Raw genomic sequence first — 11,761 nt, 5'->3', positions numbered from 1 at the left:
GTCGGCAAAAACATCAAGCACTTTGCCATCGGGCAGCTTGTGCGCTTCACTTGCAATTTCGTAGCCCTTGTCGCACATGGGCTCGATCGCAGCGACCATATCGTTTGTCAGCCAAAGCCGGTCTAGGTCGTCGACTTCGAGCCCTTCGAGAATTTGCAGCCGCTCCCTGGCCGGCATTTCGGCACGAAGCAATCGCTTGTTCAGCGAAATGTGGACGATGGTGTATTTGTAGCCCCGCGGAATGACGTTGTTGCCGCAAAATGCGGTGACGTCGGCATTCGTGATCGGCGCTGCGCTGCTCATGACGCGGCCTCCGCAGCGCGACGGCCATAGCGGGAGCAGAGTTTTTCCGCCTCGCGCAGGCTCGGATTGAGATTGGCAAAGACTTCAAACGTGTCCGGTTTTTCGAACACTTTGCGGGCTGGCTCGAAATCTTTGCAGCGTTGCGCCGGATCAAAGGGGCCGGCGCGTTTCGGCGCAAGCTTCATAATCTCGGTGTGCAGCTCGACAAAACGGTCGCAGGCCGGTTCAATCGCCGCGACGGCCTCGTCCGTCAGTGTCCCGTTTTCGTGGCGTGCAAGCTTGTCGAGTGCCGTCAGAATGCGGAAGGTCAAGGCCTGTGATTCCGGGGTGGTTGCCGGCATTGCGAGGCTTCGCTTGGTGACGGCAATCATAATCAAAACGGGGCGCTCACTCATTGGGCGCCCTCTTGCGAAATCAGGACAGCTTCGCCGTCGAAGATCGGGCCGCCGATCGACTGGCCCGGCGCTCGCGATCCGGTTTTTCGGCCCGCGGAACTCGCCGCCGATATCGATGCGCTGAACGACGAAATCTACCCGGCCATCAACAACGGCGTCTATCGCGCGGGCTTTGCGACGACACAGGCGGCATATGAGGAAGCGTTCGATCGTCTGTTTGCGATGCTGGACACTCTTGAGCACAGGCCTGAGCTAGTAGGGCACGGGGAGCGCAGATTCGTCTCGCTCTAGCCTTTAGCCGGGCAAGTCTTTCGTAGCTCCTTCAAAATAACCCGCATCTTCTCGAAGTAAGTTTCGTCGTCACTGCGCAACATGTCGTTGCAGATGTATTGCATGTGGTACTTCACGTCACTATCGAAGCTTTTGTGCCACTCTGGCTCATCGTAAACGCGGAAAATCTCGTCATAGGCAAAGAGCATGTGGGCTACAAAGCTTTTGTATTGAACGTACTGATCATGATTCGCTTTTAGCTTATCCAAATCAGGCTCAACGAGCGCAGGCGTTCTAAGAGACGCTTCGCTGTAAGACATGTAGACTTGGCGCGCAGCAGATTCGCTGAAATTCTTTCGAATCGCAAAAGCTTGCCAAGCCACTCCCACAATGGCAATTACGCCGACCGACGCAGAGATAATTTGCGCCCAGTTCGATTTTGGCCGGCTCTTGTTCGCTTCATCCGCCATAAGTGTCCCCGCCCCTAAGTTTTCTGAATTTGCAATTGAACTCATGCTAACGTTAAAGTTGCGCTCTATCAATCAAAGACAGTGCGATTGGGAGGCTGGAAAATGGACTGGAAAGTGTTCGTTGCGGTGATTGTCAGCTCGCTCGCGTGGCCTTGATTTCTGAACTCGGGGTTGCGAAGGAAGATCGTGACGCCTGCTTGAACCACACCCTGCAGGACGTCGGCTCGCGCCACTATGATTTGTATCAGCGGGCAAAAGAGAAGCGTTTAGCCTTCGATCTCTTTTCGCGGTCAATGGCGACCGTACTGCAGGGTGGGGGAGATGACCATGAAGCTCGGTAAGATCGACAAGCCAGTCTTGGAAAAGGGCGGCAAAATAAAGCATTCGCGCGGTTACGACATTCCCGATGACGCCCATGATGAGGCCACTGACTGGCCAGATTGGGCATGGGAACGTCGCGGCTTACATGCGTGGCAGGCCGGCGACGACATAGTCAAAAAAGCAGATGCGATTTCTGATTTTGCGACAGGTCTACTCGCGCAATGTCCCAGCGGCTCAACCAGCGAAAGCCTCGCAAGCTCTGAAGGAAAACTCAGCCCCAAAACTGTCGCCGCTGAGTTTTTAGAATTGAAGGGAAAGCTCTTTGGTCCGGCACCGGCCGATGATGTAGCGGGGTTTCAGTCCGCCATTTTTAAATTTTGTGAGGCATGGCGCATGCTCCACATGGAATATTCGGAGGAACATAAGAGCGCGATGATCGGGCTCAGCACGATAGCCAGCAGAAAAAAAGGAGCGGACAGCAACAGCGCGGAAGCAAAAATTCGCCTCGCGATTATCGAACAGGAAGTCAGATCAACCGAGGCACGCGATCCCGGCGCGCTCAAGGCGAAAGCGATCACTAGGGATATCGAACATCGCGTTCACTACGCGTGCGTATCGCAGGGGATAGACGCCCCTGCCGCACGGACCCTCCATGACCACGTTCGTGAGATCATAAAAATAATACGCACCCCTTAGGGGTACGTAATTTTAGAGCGTGCGACGACTGGCGCGGCGCAGCTATGAACGGTGCATCAATCCCACTGAACCGCGTGGGATGCCTTTTTATAAAGGGACTGCACCATGTCGGACACCGCAATCAAGCCTATTGCCTATAGGCCTGCGCAGGCTGTTGTGGCCAGCGGCCAGCCGCGCACGCGCATCTTCAACGCGATCAAGAACAAAGAACTGACGGCCCACAAGGATGGCAAGGCGACCATCATCTTTGACGATGAGCTTCGCCGCTGGCTCAAGAGCTTCAAAACCATCGGGCGCGACCCTGACGGTGAGAAGCAAAGCCCGCGCATCGCGCCGGCGGAATAAATCAAAACCTTCCGAAGAACGGGCCACTCCAAATTATTTGTATTGCGCCGCTCTTTGGCACCGAAGGAACTCAAGGAACGAAAAATGACCGAAAGCTGCAAGCCCGCAGAACGTACCGAAACCGGAGACGGGGACGCGAAATCTGACGGGTGCCGGGGACGGTGCAAGCGCGGTCATCATCCAGAAAACCCGCCCGCCGCGCTCAGCGCCGCCGGCCAACGTCCCCGGAAATCAAATTATGAACGGACCAAATACGGCGAAGCCCGCCACCGCGCAGACGGTGAACGGGCTTCGGAAATTTGAGCAGCTTCGCGGCCGGCTCAATTCCATAAATAGCGAACGGCCGTCGCCGGCGCAACCAGCTTCACGCATCCTTGCCACGATCTCGAAAGGTCCGCACGCCGCCATCCGCGTCACCGAGCAGGTCATCAACGGCACGACCTACTTTGATATTCGCGTATTCCGGCCGTTCGGCAAGAGTATGCACAGGCCAACCCCGTCCGGCCTGACCCTTCGGCCGGATGCCGCGCTTGCCGTCGCGCTGGCCATCTTGAAAGCCCAGCCAGACGCCGCGCGCGCTGCTGGCCATCTTGGAAGACCTTGGCGTGGAGGTCAGAACATGACCCGCCATCGCCTCGCGGATCGCCGCGCAAATGAAACCTTCGCCTTCGAATATGGTGGCCATCGTTACCGCGCCAGCGCCGGCCGGTTTCCGAACGGCGATCTTGCGGAGATATTCCTTGATGTGGCCAAGGCCGGCTCGACGCTTCAACAGACTGCGGAGTGCGCGGCGATCTTGACGTCACTGGCGCTGCAGCACGGGGTTCCTGCGGACACCATCCGCCGCGCCGTCGCGGGCCCGGTCAGCATCGCGCTGGATCACTTCATCAAAGTGGCGGTGCTTTGATGAATATCCAAGAACATCCAGCGAAGACGCCCCGCGCTGTGATGGACGAAATTCCACATGATGTCCAACTATCGCTTGATAGTTGGGGCCGAACTATTTCCCAGGCGAGAAGCGAGAACATTCCCGGCATTCTGCGTGATGCGGCAAAGGAGCTGTTCCCTTTGGTCAGGCACCTAAACGCCAAGATGCCGCGTCCCACCCTGCATCAATCGGTTGGTGATGCCCTGTACTTGATGGGCGCGAACGCCGGCATTGAGGCGGACGAAATTCAAAAGCTGATCGGCGAGGGGAAAGCCGCCCAGCGGGACACCCAGTTGCCGGCGGGCGACCACAGCGCCGCAAGGAGGGTGGCCAACATTCGCCCGCCGCTGACCATCAGCGAATGGCGCGAGCGCGAGCTTGCGGAGCCAGATTTCCTGATGGGCAACTGGTTGACAACGACCAGCCGGGTATTGCTCACCGCCGCCACCGGCCTCGGCAAAACCAATTTTGGAATTGCCCTTGGCATGCGCGTGGCGGCCGGTGACGGCTTCCTGCACTGGAATGGACGCCGGGCTGCCCGCGTGCTGTACATCGACGGGGAGATGTCTAACCGGCTTCTCAGGGAGCGCGTAGTTGATGAAGCTGAGCGCTTCGGCAAGGAACCGGCAACATTCTTCGCGCTCAGCCACGAGGACATCCCCAGCTTTAGGCCGCTCAACACGCCTGAGGGACAAGCTTGGCTCATAGCCTTCATTAAGTATTTGGGCGGCGTCGATCTCGTCATCTTCGACAACATCATGTGCTTGACGGTGGGCGACATGAAGGACCCGGAAGCGTGGCAGAAAACCCTGCCGCTGGCGCTCGCCCTTACGGCCGGCGCGGTCGGGCAGATTTGGATACACCACACCGGCCACGACGAGACCCGCTCTTACGGCGATAAAAGCCGCGAATGGCAAACGGATACGGTCGCGCATCTGGACGAGGCGAAGCGCCCGGATACGGACGTCTCGTTTTCAATGTCCTTCAAAAAAGCCCGCGAGCGCAAGCCTACAACTCGGTTCGATTTTCAGGATGTAAGAATTGCGCTTGTTGATGACCGATGGGAGCATGAGGTTAGCGAAACCCGGCGACCCACGCCCATCTCGCCGCAGACGACCAAGGCATTGGAGGCCCTGACCAACGTGGTGGCCAGCGGCCAAGTGGTGTCGTTGCAAGGCGGTCGCCGCGCCGTCAAGACCGCCGACTGGAAGGCGGAATGCGTCCTGCTTGGCCTTATTGACACAGAGGCCAATGCGCACAGCGCGCGGACCTTATTCGCCAAGTTCCGCCGCGAACTAGTCGCCGCAAATCGCATTGCTTGTGAAGGGGAATTCTCGTGGCTGAGGCGATAAAAAGCGATGGTTGCAAAAGGGGGTCCGCAACCATGCTGCAACCATGCGGCCCGCAACTACCGCAACCATCGCGCAACCACGATGAAAGGGGGCGCAACTATGCCGCAACCATCAGATTTCCCAGCCCGCAACTACCGCAACCACCCCCTATAGGGGTGTTGCGTGGTTGCGCGGGGTTATGGGGCACGGGGCAGGGCATAGCCACGGTTGGTCTGAGGCAGCGGCGGGGTGGGGAAGGTTAAAGAAAGCCATGCTGTCGTTCATACTCGGCACACATGAAAGAGCCCGGGCTCAACGCCCGGGCTCTTCTGGATACGCGAATGATCGATCAGGCCGCCGGCTTGAACAGCCTCGACGCATTGGCTTTGATCGGCTCGGCGGTCTCGGCCGCGACCTTCTGGGACAGTTCGGCAAGCTCCTTGGTGGAGGCAGTAAACGCCTCGAACTGCTTCTTGGCATGAGCGGTCCACAGCGCCATCGCCTCCGACGGCGTTTTGGCGGTGATGAGTTCCTGCGCGAAGTCGAGCGTCGCGGCGGTGTTGGCCGTCATCATTTCCCTCAGCTTGGCCGAATATTCGATAGCGCCCTTGTTGGCGCTGGCGAAGACCGCCTGGATTGCGGAGTTGTGGCTCTCGGCGACGTCCTTGAACTTGGCGTAGTTGTCGCGCGCCTGTGAAACGCCCTTCTCGGCGAATGCGCGCATTTGCTCGGGGACTTCGAACGGTATGACGGAAGAGGAGAACGGATCGGTGGGATTGGCCATGAATGGTCTTTCGCAATGGGGTGAGAATGGTGTGACCCCTGCGCGCCCGGTAATCGCTGGGAACGTCGAGATGGGATCACTTTGGCGGAAATGTCCCTTTCGGAACGCCTAATAGATAAGCAGATTATCGTGGCAAATTTGTGCATTGCGAAGAAATTTGGGGTGCATCGCCGTACAAAAGTGCTCCGGACAGCCCGCGCTCCAATGCTTGTGTGGCGCTGTGGCTTTTCCCATCCGCAACGAACTTCCGATTTTTTTCGTCTGAATTCATGCGATTTACGCCGAATTCCATGGTGTTTACCTGTGGCATTGCCTATGATGTGGCGTTGCTAATGCACAGCCACAGGAATGAGCCATGAAGGTGTTCGGATATTGCCGCGTTTCGACCGCTGAGCAGGCCAGCAACGGCGACAGCCTCGAAACCCAAAAACAGCAGATCACCGGCTACGCCATGATGAAGGGCTGGACCGTGTCCGGCTTTTTCGTCGAGACTGGCGTGTCAGGATCAGTCCCGCTGGCGGATCGACCGGAAGGCCAGCGCTTGCTCACGGCCGTAGTACGAGATGACGTGATCGTCGCGGCGAAGCTGGATCGAATGTTCCGCAGTTCCGATGATGCGCTCGCAACCCTCAAGGGGCTGAAGGCTGAAGGCATCGCGCTGCACCTGATCGATCTCGGTGGTGACGTCATCGGCAACGGCATCGGCAAACTGGTCTTCACGATCTTGGCTGCGGTGGCTGAGAGCGAACGTGACCGCATTCGGGAGCGCATCCGCGACGTGAAGCGGCATCTCGCCTCGCAGGGTATCTACGGCGGCGGCAAGCGGCCCTTCGGTTTCGATGTGATCGATGGCCGGATTGTTCCCAACGCCGCTGAGCAAGCCGTCATCGACCGGATGATTGAGATGCGAGCGTCCGGCTCTAGCTATCGCGCGATATGCAGCGCCACGGGCATCACGGACCCATCGACGGCGAAGCGCATTCTGCAACGGCAGAAGGTTCCCTTGATCGCAACTTGATTTTGCGATCTGATTTGATTTGTCGGACCTGATTTGCAGTGCCGGCGCGTCCCATGGCGACCTTGATGGTCGAGCGGGCTTCCCTGTTAACGAGGAAGCTCAGCATGGCGGCAACAGCAAAATCCTCAACACCAGCTACCGAACCGGCCACACCGCTTGACCGGCTTCATGCTGACCGTGCCCGGCTCAGCAGTGAGCTGGCCGGCATCAATGCCGCGCAGCCAAGCTGCGAGATGCCGCCGCCGGTGAAGCCGGCGTGTTGGCTGAGATCGATACGATGGGCGCGGCTGAGATCGCCGGCATGACGAAATGGGCTACCGGCGGCTGCATCGGTGACGCACCACGGCCTGATCAAAACAAGCGGATCATGCTGGGCCAAAAGTTAAACGCCGCACAGGCCGCCGCAACCGCTGCACGGGGTGCCGGCGCTGATCTTGACCTGAAGATCGCAGAGGTCAACGAGCGGCTTCGCATCGTTGCCGAGCAGATCGATCTAGCCATCTTCGACAAGATGGAAGCCGAGCACGGCCAGATCATCGCGCAATATCGCGCCAACTGCGAGCGCGGCAGCCGGTTAGGCGACGATCAGCACGACATCGTTGATACGGATGCGCCCGAATGGCTTACGGTTTCGAGCGCATGGGTCGATGCACTTGATGCTGAAATCTCAACCGCGATAACCCTCACCAACATTCCCGCGACAACTGTTCCCGGCTTGATGGCACTCACGGTGTACGTCAGCAAGCTCACAAATCGCGGTCATGACTGGACAATCGGCGGGGATCTTATCGATGAGGATGCCGGTGACACCGAGCCGCGATCCTTTGAGGCTTGCCTGATCCGTAGCTGTGCCGTCGCGCTGGCGCAGATCAATGGCGTGACAGCGATATCAGCCCGGTCGTAAAGGTTGTCTCTACATCCTGACCCGCCGGGCCTGCGCTCGGCGGGTTTTCCTTGATACGGCGCGATGTCCTCTATAGCTTTAAGAGCGATCTTTTTGATTTTTTTTTGTTGTTGCTGCGGCCGCAAGCACCGCGTTGCTTTTGGGATGGTGGCTGAGATAGCACGCTAGGTGCACGTTCGGGTGCACGGTAAGGTGCACGCTACGGCAAGCCGAGAGGGCAGGGCAATGCGTCACGTTAGGGCAATCGCAGTGTTGCTCGCAATGTCGCCAGCTAGTGCGATGGCAGGCAATGAAGCGCCGAAATTCAGTGACGAACAAATGGCCTGCCTTGCGACCGCGACAAAGGAATATTTGACGACCAATGCGCAGTTCGTCCTACGGGCAACGGGCAAGGGGACAACGATTATGTCCGTAGATAACACCATAGCGCAGCGCCGGTTGGTTGAGGGCTACTGCAAGCGATGGGCTGCTTGCCTTTCGAGCAACGTCAAGGATGACAGCTTGCGAGAGACTGTCTTGCGGGGCACGTTTGCGGGTTGTCTAGAAAATGAAGCCAAGAGCGACGAAGAGGGCCAGCCGAGCGAAGACCGTTAGGTGCACGTTCGGTTCACCTAGGAAAAGTCCTTTCCTGTTTCGGGGAAGTTGTTTCCAAGGTGCAACGTCAACGCCGCACCGGGCTGCCGTCGCTTGATGGCGGGGAGGCGGTGGCTTTCGACCGCGAAACCGAGCTGGCCTGACGCGCCAGCGCCGTCAGGGGCCTCGCTGACTCGTTTTGACGTCCGAGTGGTCCCTGTGAGCGGCCCTTACCGGTCAAACGCACCCATGACTCTCCTAGCCTCAATGCGGCACTACGCAATTATTGCGTACCCGCCAGCCCAAAGGACTGCATCGCCATGCTTACGGCAACCAAACCCATCAAAATCGATCCTATCTTCGCGGCCATCGAAGCCCACCGTCAGGCGACGGGCGAGCGCTACATCATCCTCAAAGCACTCTGTGGCATGAAGGATGGTGCGCCTGAGCGCGGCGTAACCGAGGATGCGCACGACAGGGCGGCCGAAGTCGAGATCGCGGCCACCAAGAAACTGAGGAAAATCCGGCCGACAACCATTGCCGGCGTGATGGCTGTCACGGCTTACTTCGTCGAGCACAGGGACCGCTATCCTCTCTGGATCGGCGGTGAGATCGAGCCTAAGCCCGGCAGCATCGACTACCCTGAGCCCCGGACTTTCGAGGACAGCATGATCCGCAACTTGGCCGCGGCGCTGGCGCGGATCAACTCGGCCAAGGCCGCCGCTTAAAGCATCAAAATAATTTGGATTGTGGTTCTGACTCGCCGGGCCTGCGCTCGGCGGGTTTTTCTTGCGATGATCGCCGGAAAAGTGTCAATCAACGGCAGCGGTCCCGGAGCCCATTTCTCCAAGCACCTGCAATAAGGTTTGCTTCACGCAGCTCGCGTCCGTATCTTTGATGGTTCCGTAATTGCTGCCCGCTCTGTCACCTCTGACATTGCGGTGTAAGATAATTGCACCGTCCTTATTAATTGCAAAGGTGACTGTATGCTTCGGCTGATCGGTCGTGCGCGTATTTCGTATTGTGAGTTGCGTTCTAACCGATGGACTAGACGTCTTGGTCTCTATCGTAACCTGCAAATCGATTTGAGCTAAATCGACATTGGCAGCCTCCACAACGGTTCGCACATTTTCAGCGATCCATTTTTCGGCCGCCGCAATCTCGGCTTTGATCCTTTTTTCCTCATGCGCCTTTTGCAGTTCGCTGGCCCTGATCTGTGCTTCTTTAGTTTGTTGTCCACCTTGGAATGCGTCGCGAAACTGACCCATGAAAATCCCCCGTATGAAGAAGCTCCCTGCCTCTATCCAAATTATTTGGATCGTTGGAAAGCCATCTTAAAAATCATCTTCGTCGGCTTCTCGGTGGCCGGGCGGGTTGCCGTCGTCTTCTTCGACCGCTTCGATGGTGTAGGTGGACGTCGAGCCGGATGTTGATGTGTTATTCTCTAATTATGGCGCTGGAGCACGCGGTCTGCTTCTTGGGAGATCGGGCGGCCATATGGAATTTTGCTTCAATCCTATCCATCGTCCCTTCACCCACCGAAAGCCGCCAGCAGTTTGGAACATCACAAACTGCGCCGTGGCACGGCGCTTTATTGTCCAAGGCACCCATGTTTCGTAGTCGAGAGAGACTACCATATCCGCCTGTTTTATAGGAACGATTGGCCCTCCTGGAGTCGAACCTGCGGTGATGGTGAGGGTATCGGGCGCGTTGCAAAAATAATTTTGCGTCTCGCTGGGTGCTATTGCCATGCCCGCGACTGGAATTTGGTTGGTTGTCGAGAAGAGGTGGCTTTTATCGCCGTCGCTATACTCTACTTCTATTGAGCAAGAAATTATTGGCATGTGAATTGAAAAAATGGAACTTGGATTTTTCGTAATAAGGGGGATCGTGAATGGTTTCTTTTGATCCACATCACCCGAAAAATCGATGGTGGCATTCGTATCCTGCCACTTCTCTAGAGCATAGCCAGTGCCGGCAACAATCGTCGCAATCGCAGCAAGCACACCAAACAGTTCCAGCAGCAGAACTAGAGATGATCGTTTCCGCGCTGGCGTGGGGCTTGGCGATAGGTTCTGTGGCTGGGGTTGTATGGATGGGGTTACTTCTGTGGAGACACTAGCGTTGCGCGTCCTATTTCTTCTGGTTCTCCTGTTCACTGAGAGCGCTCCCGTTTCACGGCGCGGTTTCATAGGGGGTTGCCGATGCGCTCAATGATCGTGCCGGCGTGGATATCGCCATAAAAGATGTGCCAGCAGTCCTCGCGGACTTCGTGATAGCGGCGGCGGGTGAGGGCGGGCAACCCACCATGAGGTGCCACCGCAATTGCCACCGGACGGGTGGCCCGCAGGAACAGGCTCGATATGGCCTCGGCCGTCATGCGCTCGAGCTGAGTCGCTGGCCGGTTAAGGGCCGCCAGCATGCTGGCGACGTTGACCGCGATCGCGGCCTTGGTTTCGGCTGCGATCTCGAGCATGCGCGCGCGGCCCGCTTTGGCCTTGGGATCTCCTTTTACGAAGGTCATGGTTTCATTGTCCTCTGTGGTGATGGTGGTGGTGGAAATCCGTCGGGGACGGGATTACGAGTTCGCGGGGCTCAAGCCGGTGCGGCCCGCTACGGGCAGCACTGGTGTGAGCCGGGCCCGAAGGCCCAGGCTTATTGTTGTGGTGTTTGAAAACAGGGATCGACGTGTGGCTAACATGTCCCTGTTTGGGGGCATCGGCTGGCTGGCCTCGCGACCATTTTGCCCAAGAGGCTACTTTATTCGCCTCGATTGCCGCTGCCGGGTGTTACCGGCGAGGGCGCCATTGACCTCACGCTCGTGAGAGTTCGGGGCGGCGCTACCGCCTTGCGCCGCACGCCCCCACCATTTCTGTGGGGCGATATGAAGCGCTTGTCCTTTGCGTTGACATGGAGGGAAATCCCCCATCCGCATCATCGAAAGGCCACACCGTCCCCTGTAAGTTCAAATGGTATTCCGTTAAAACGCATTAACCACGGCCTGAAAGCTGGTAGAAAGCCAATATAACCGGGCACTTTTGCAATAGTAACAAGTGCGTGATGCGCACCAATTTTGTGCATTTTCCGCTTGCTTTCCACGCTCAAATCGCGCAGCCCCGTCGGGGGCGGACCTAACCAAGGCCGCCCTGCATCGCAGGACGCAGCCTCTCTGCGAGCCAGCACTAGCCGCCGCCGAGCGCTGTCGTGACAGCGCCGTAAGCGAGCCGCAGACCGCATAGAAAACCGATCAAGGCTAAGACCATCACGGCGTAGGCGCCCCGGTTAACCCACTGGCCTCTTTCGAAGGTGCCTTTGCGAGCGTACCGCAGCTCCGTGCGGTATGCCCAAATGAACATGAAGACGCTGAAGGCAGCGCCGCTGGCGAACGAAGCGATGGAATAGCCGAAATAGGGCGTGATCAGC

The 11,761-nt window shown here is 57.8% G+C and carries 16 protein-coding genes and 1 pseudogene; 9 read left to right on the top strand and 8 right to left on the bottom strand.

The annotated features are described in order from the left end of the window. Nucleotides 1-303, bottom strand: a 303-nt coding sequence (locus E8A46_RS11935; protein ID WP_291560740.1) for a hypothetical protein, incomplete at its 3' end; no start/stop codon positions are given. Nucleotides 304-806: 503 nt separating this feature from the next. Between E8A46_RS11935 and E8A46_RS11930 the strand changes: the two are divergent. Further along, nucleotides 807-944 (top strand): annotated as a pseudogene (locus E8A46_RS11930) (glutathione S-transferase family protein); the annotation flags it as partial. A gap of 41 nt (nt 945-985) precedes the next feature. Here E8A46_RS11930 and E8A46_RS11925 read toward each other — a convergent pair. Beyond that, complete coding sequence (locus E8A46_RS11925) at nt 986-1,438, bottom strand: hypothetical protein (protein ID WP_291560739.1); 453 nt, start codon at nt 1,436-1,438, stop codon at nt 986-988. Nucleotides 1,439-1,765: 327 nt separating this feature from the next. Between E8A46_RS11925 and E8A46_RS11920 the strand changes: the two genes are divergently transcribed. Both E8A46_RS11920 and E8A46_RS11915 read left to right on the top strand, forming a co-directional pair. Beyond that, entirely contained in the window at nt 1,766-2,455 is a 690-nt protein-coding gene (locus E8A46_RS11920; protein WP_291560737.1) for a hypothetical protein, read from the top strand. Between the two features lie 105 nt (nt 2,456-2,560). Further along, a complete protein-coding gene (locus tag E8A46_RS11915) occupies nt 2,561-2,800 on the top strand; it encodes a hypothetical protein (RefSeq protein WP_291560735.1) in 240 nt (79 codons plus the stop codon). A gap of 364 nt (nt 2,801-3,164) precedes the next feature. On the opposite strand, the gene E8A46_RS11910 is transcribed toward E8A46_RS11915, so the two are convergent. Continuing rightward, nucleotides 3,165-3,389, bottom strand: a complete 225-nt coding sequence (locus E8A46_RS11910) for a hypothetical protein (RefSeq protein ID WP_291560732.1) — start codon at nt 3,387-3,389, stop codon at nt 3,165-3,167. Nucleotides 3,390-3,419: 30 nt separating this feature from the next. Here E8A46_RS11910 and E8A46_RS11905 point away from each other — a divergent pair, with 30 nt between their 5' ends. After that, the gene (locus E8A46_RS11905; protein WP_291560730.1) at nt 3,420-3,707 is read left to right on the top strand and encodes a hypothetical protein; all 288 of its coding nucleotides are present in this window, start codon (nt 3,420-3,422) and stop codon (nt 3,705-3,707) included. Further along, complete coding sequence (locus tag E8A46_RS11900) at nt 3,707-5,080, top strand: AAA family ATPase (RefSeq protein ID WP_291560729.1); 1,374 nt, start codon at nt 3,707-3,709, stop codon at nt 5,078-5,080. The genes E8A46_RS11905 and E8A46_RS11900 overlap by 1 nt, the downstream gene beginning before the upstream one ends. A 328-nt stretch (nt 5,081-5,408) precedes the next feature. Here E8A46_RS11900 and E8A46_RS11895 read toward each other — a convergent pair whose 3' ends face one another. After that, the gene (locus E8A46_RS11895) at nt 5,409-5,843 is read right to left on the bottom strand and encodes a phasin (RefSeq protein WP_291560726.1); all 435 of its coding nucleotides are present in this window, start codon (nt 5,841-5,843) and stop codon (nt 5,409-5,411) included. 355 nt (nt 5,844-6,198) lie between these two features. Here E8A46_RS11895 and E8A46_RS11890 point away from each other — a divergent pair, with 355 nt between their 5' ends. The 4 genes from E8A46_RS11890 to E8A46_RS11875 all read left to right on the top strand — a co-directional run bounded on the left by E8A46_RS11890 (nt 6,199) and on the right by E8A46_RS11875 (nt 9,066). Beyond that, complete coding sequence (locus E8A46_RS11890) at nt 6,199-6,861, top strand: recombinase family protein (protein WP_291560724.1); 663 nt, start codon at nt 6,199-6,201, stop codon at nt 6,859-6,861. A 259-nt stretch (nt 6,862-7,120) separates the two neighbouring features. Then, nucleotides 7,121-7,765 (top strand): hypothetical protein, encoded by a 645-nt coding sequence (locus tag E8A46_RS11885; RefSeq protein ID WP_291560723.1) that lies wholly within the window; start codon nt 7,121-7,123, stop codon nt 7,763-7,765. A gap of 249 nt (nt 7,766-8,014) precedes the next feature. Beyond that, nucleotides 8,015-8,359 carry a hypothetical protein gene (locus E8A46_RS11880; protein WP_291560720.1) on the top strand — a complete coding sequence of 115 codons (345 nt, stop codon included), beginning with the start codon at nt 8,015-8,017 and terminating at the stop codon, nt 8,357-8,359. 299 nt (nt 8,360-8,658) lie between these two features. Next, nucleotides 8,659-9,066: a hypothetical protein gene (locus E8A46_RS11875; protein ID WP_291560718.1), complete on the top strand. Its 408-nt coding sequence runs from the start codon at nt 8,659-8,661 to the stop codon at nt 9,064-9,066. A gap of 84 nt (nt 9,067-9,150) precedes the next feature. On the opposite strand, the gene E8A46_RS11870 is transcribed toward E8A46_RS11875, so the two are convergent. The 4 genes from E8A46_RS11870 to E8A46_RS11855 form a co-directional block, all read right to left on the bottom strand. After that, nucleotides 9,151-9,606 (bottom strand): hypothetical protein, encoded by a 456-nt coding sequence (locus tag E8A46_RS11870; RefSeq protein ID WP_291560716.1) that lies wholly within the window; start codon nt 9,604-9,606, stop codon nt 9,151-9,153. 180 nt (nt 9,607-9,786) lie between these two features. Further along, nucleotides 9,787-10,344 carry a hypothetical protein gene (locus E8A46_RS11865; RefSeq protein WP_291560713.1) on the bottom strand — a complete coding sequence of 186 codons (558 nt, stop codon included), beginning with the start codon at nt 10,342-10,344 and terminating at the stop codon, nt 9,787-9,789. 182 nt (nt 10,345-10,526) lie between these two features. After that, complete coding sequence (locus E8A46_RS11860) at nt 10,527-10,862, bottom strand: hypothetical protein (protein WP_291560711.1); 336 nt, start codon at nt 10,860-10,862, stop codon at nt 10,527-10,529. A gap of 658 nt (nt 10,863-11,520) precedes the next feature. Continuing rightward, a partial coding sequence (locus tag E8A46_RS11855; RefSeq protein WP_291560709.1) for a hypothetical protein occupies nt 11,521-11,761 on the bottom strand: 241 nt, incomplete at its 5' end.

Origin of the sequence: Bradyrhizobium sp. (assembly GCF_004799445.1) — a bacterium.
GTDB lineage: Bacteria > Pseudomonadota > Alphaproteobacteria > Rhizobiales > Xanthobacteraceae > Bradyrhizobium.
This window is presented reverse-complemented; position numbering and strand designations above follow the sequence as displayed.

What these genes read in the sequence shown, in the direction of transcription:
- E8A46_RS11895 (WP_291560726.1), bottom strand. Translation starts at nt 5,843, where the DNA reads ATGGCCAATCCCACCGATCCGTTCTCCTCTTCCGTCATACCGTTCGAA.
- E8A46_RS11900 (WP_291560729.1), top strand. Translation starts at nt 3,707, where the DNA reads ATGAATATCCAAGAACATCCAGCGAAGACGCCCCGCGCTGTGATGGAC.
- E8A46_RS11915 (WP_291560735.1), top strand. Translation starts at nt 2,561, where the DNA reads ATGTCGGACACCGCAATCAAGCCTATTGCCTATAGGCCTGCGCAGGCT.
- E8A46_RS11905 (WP_291560730.1), top strand. Translation starts at nt 3,420, where the DNA reads ATGACCCGCCATCGCCTCGCGGATCGCCGCGCAAATGAAACCTTCGCC.
- E8A46_RS11925 (WP_291560739.1), bottom strand. Translation starts at nt 1,438, where the DNA reads ATGGCGGATGAAGCGAACAAGAGCCGGCCAAAATCGAACTGGGCGCAA.
- E8A46_RS11860 (WP_291560711.1), bottom strand. Translation starts at nt 10,862, where the DNA reads ATGACCTTCGTAAAAGGAGATCCCAAGGCCAAAGCGGGCCGCGCGCGC.
- E8A46_RS11920 (WP_291560737.1), top strand. Translation starts at nt 1,766, where the DNA reads ATGAAGCTCGGTAAGATCGACAAGCCAGTCTTGGAAAAGGGCGGCAAA.
- E8A46_RS11910 (WP_291560732.1), bottom strand. Translation starts at nt 3,389, where the DNA reads ATGGCCAGCAGCGCGCGCGGCGTCTGGCTGGGCTTTCAAGATGGCCAG.
- E8A46_RS11870 (WP_291560716.1), bottom strand. Translation starts at nt 9,606, where the DNA reads ATGGGTCAGTTTCGCGACGCATTCCAAGGTGGACAACAAACTAAAGAA.
- E8A46_RS11890 (WP_291560724.1), top strand. Translation starts at nt 6,199, where the DNA reads ATGAAGGTGTTCGGATATTGCCGCGTTTCGACCGCTGAGCAGGCCAGC.
- E8A46_RS11875 (WP_291560718.1), top strand. Translation starts at nt 8,659, where the DNA reads ATGCTTACGGCAACCAAACCCATCAAAATCGATCCTATCTTCGCGGCC.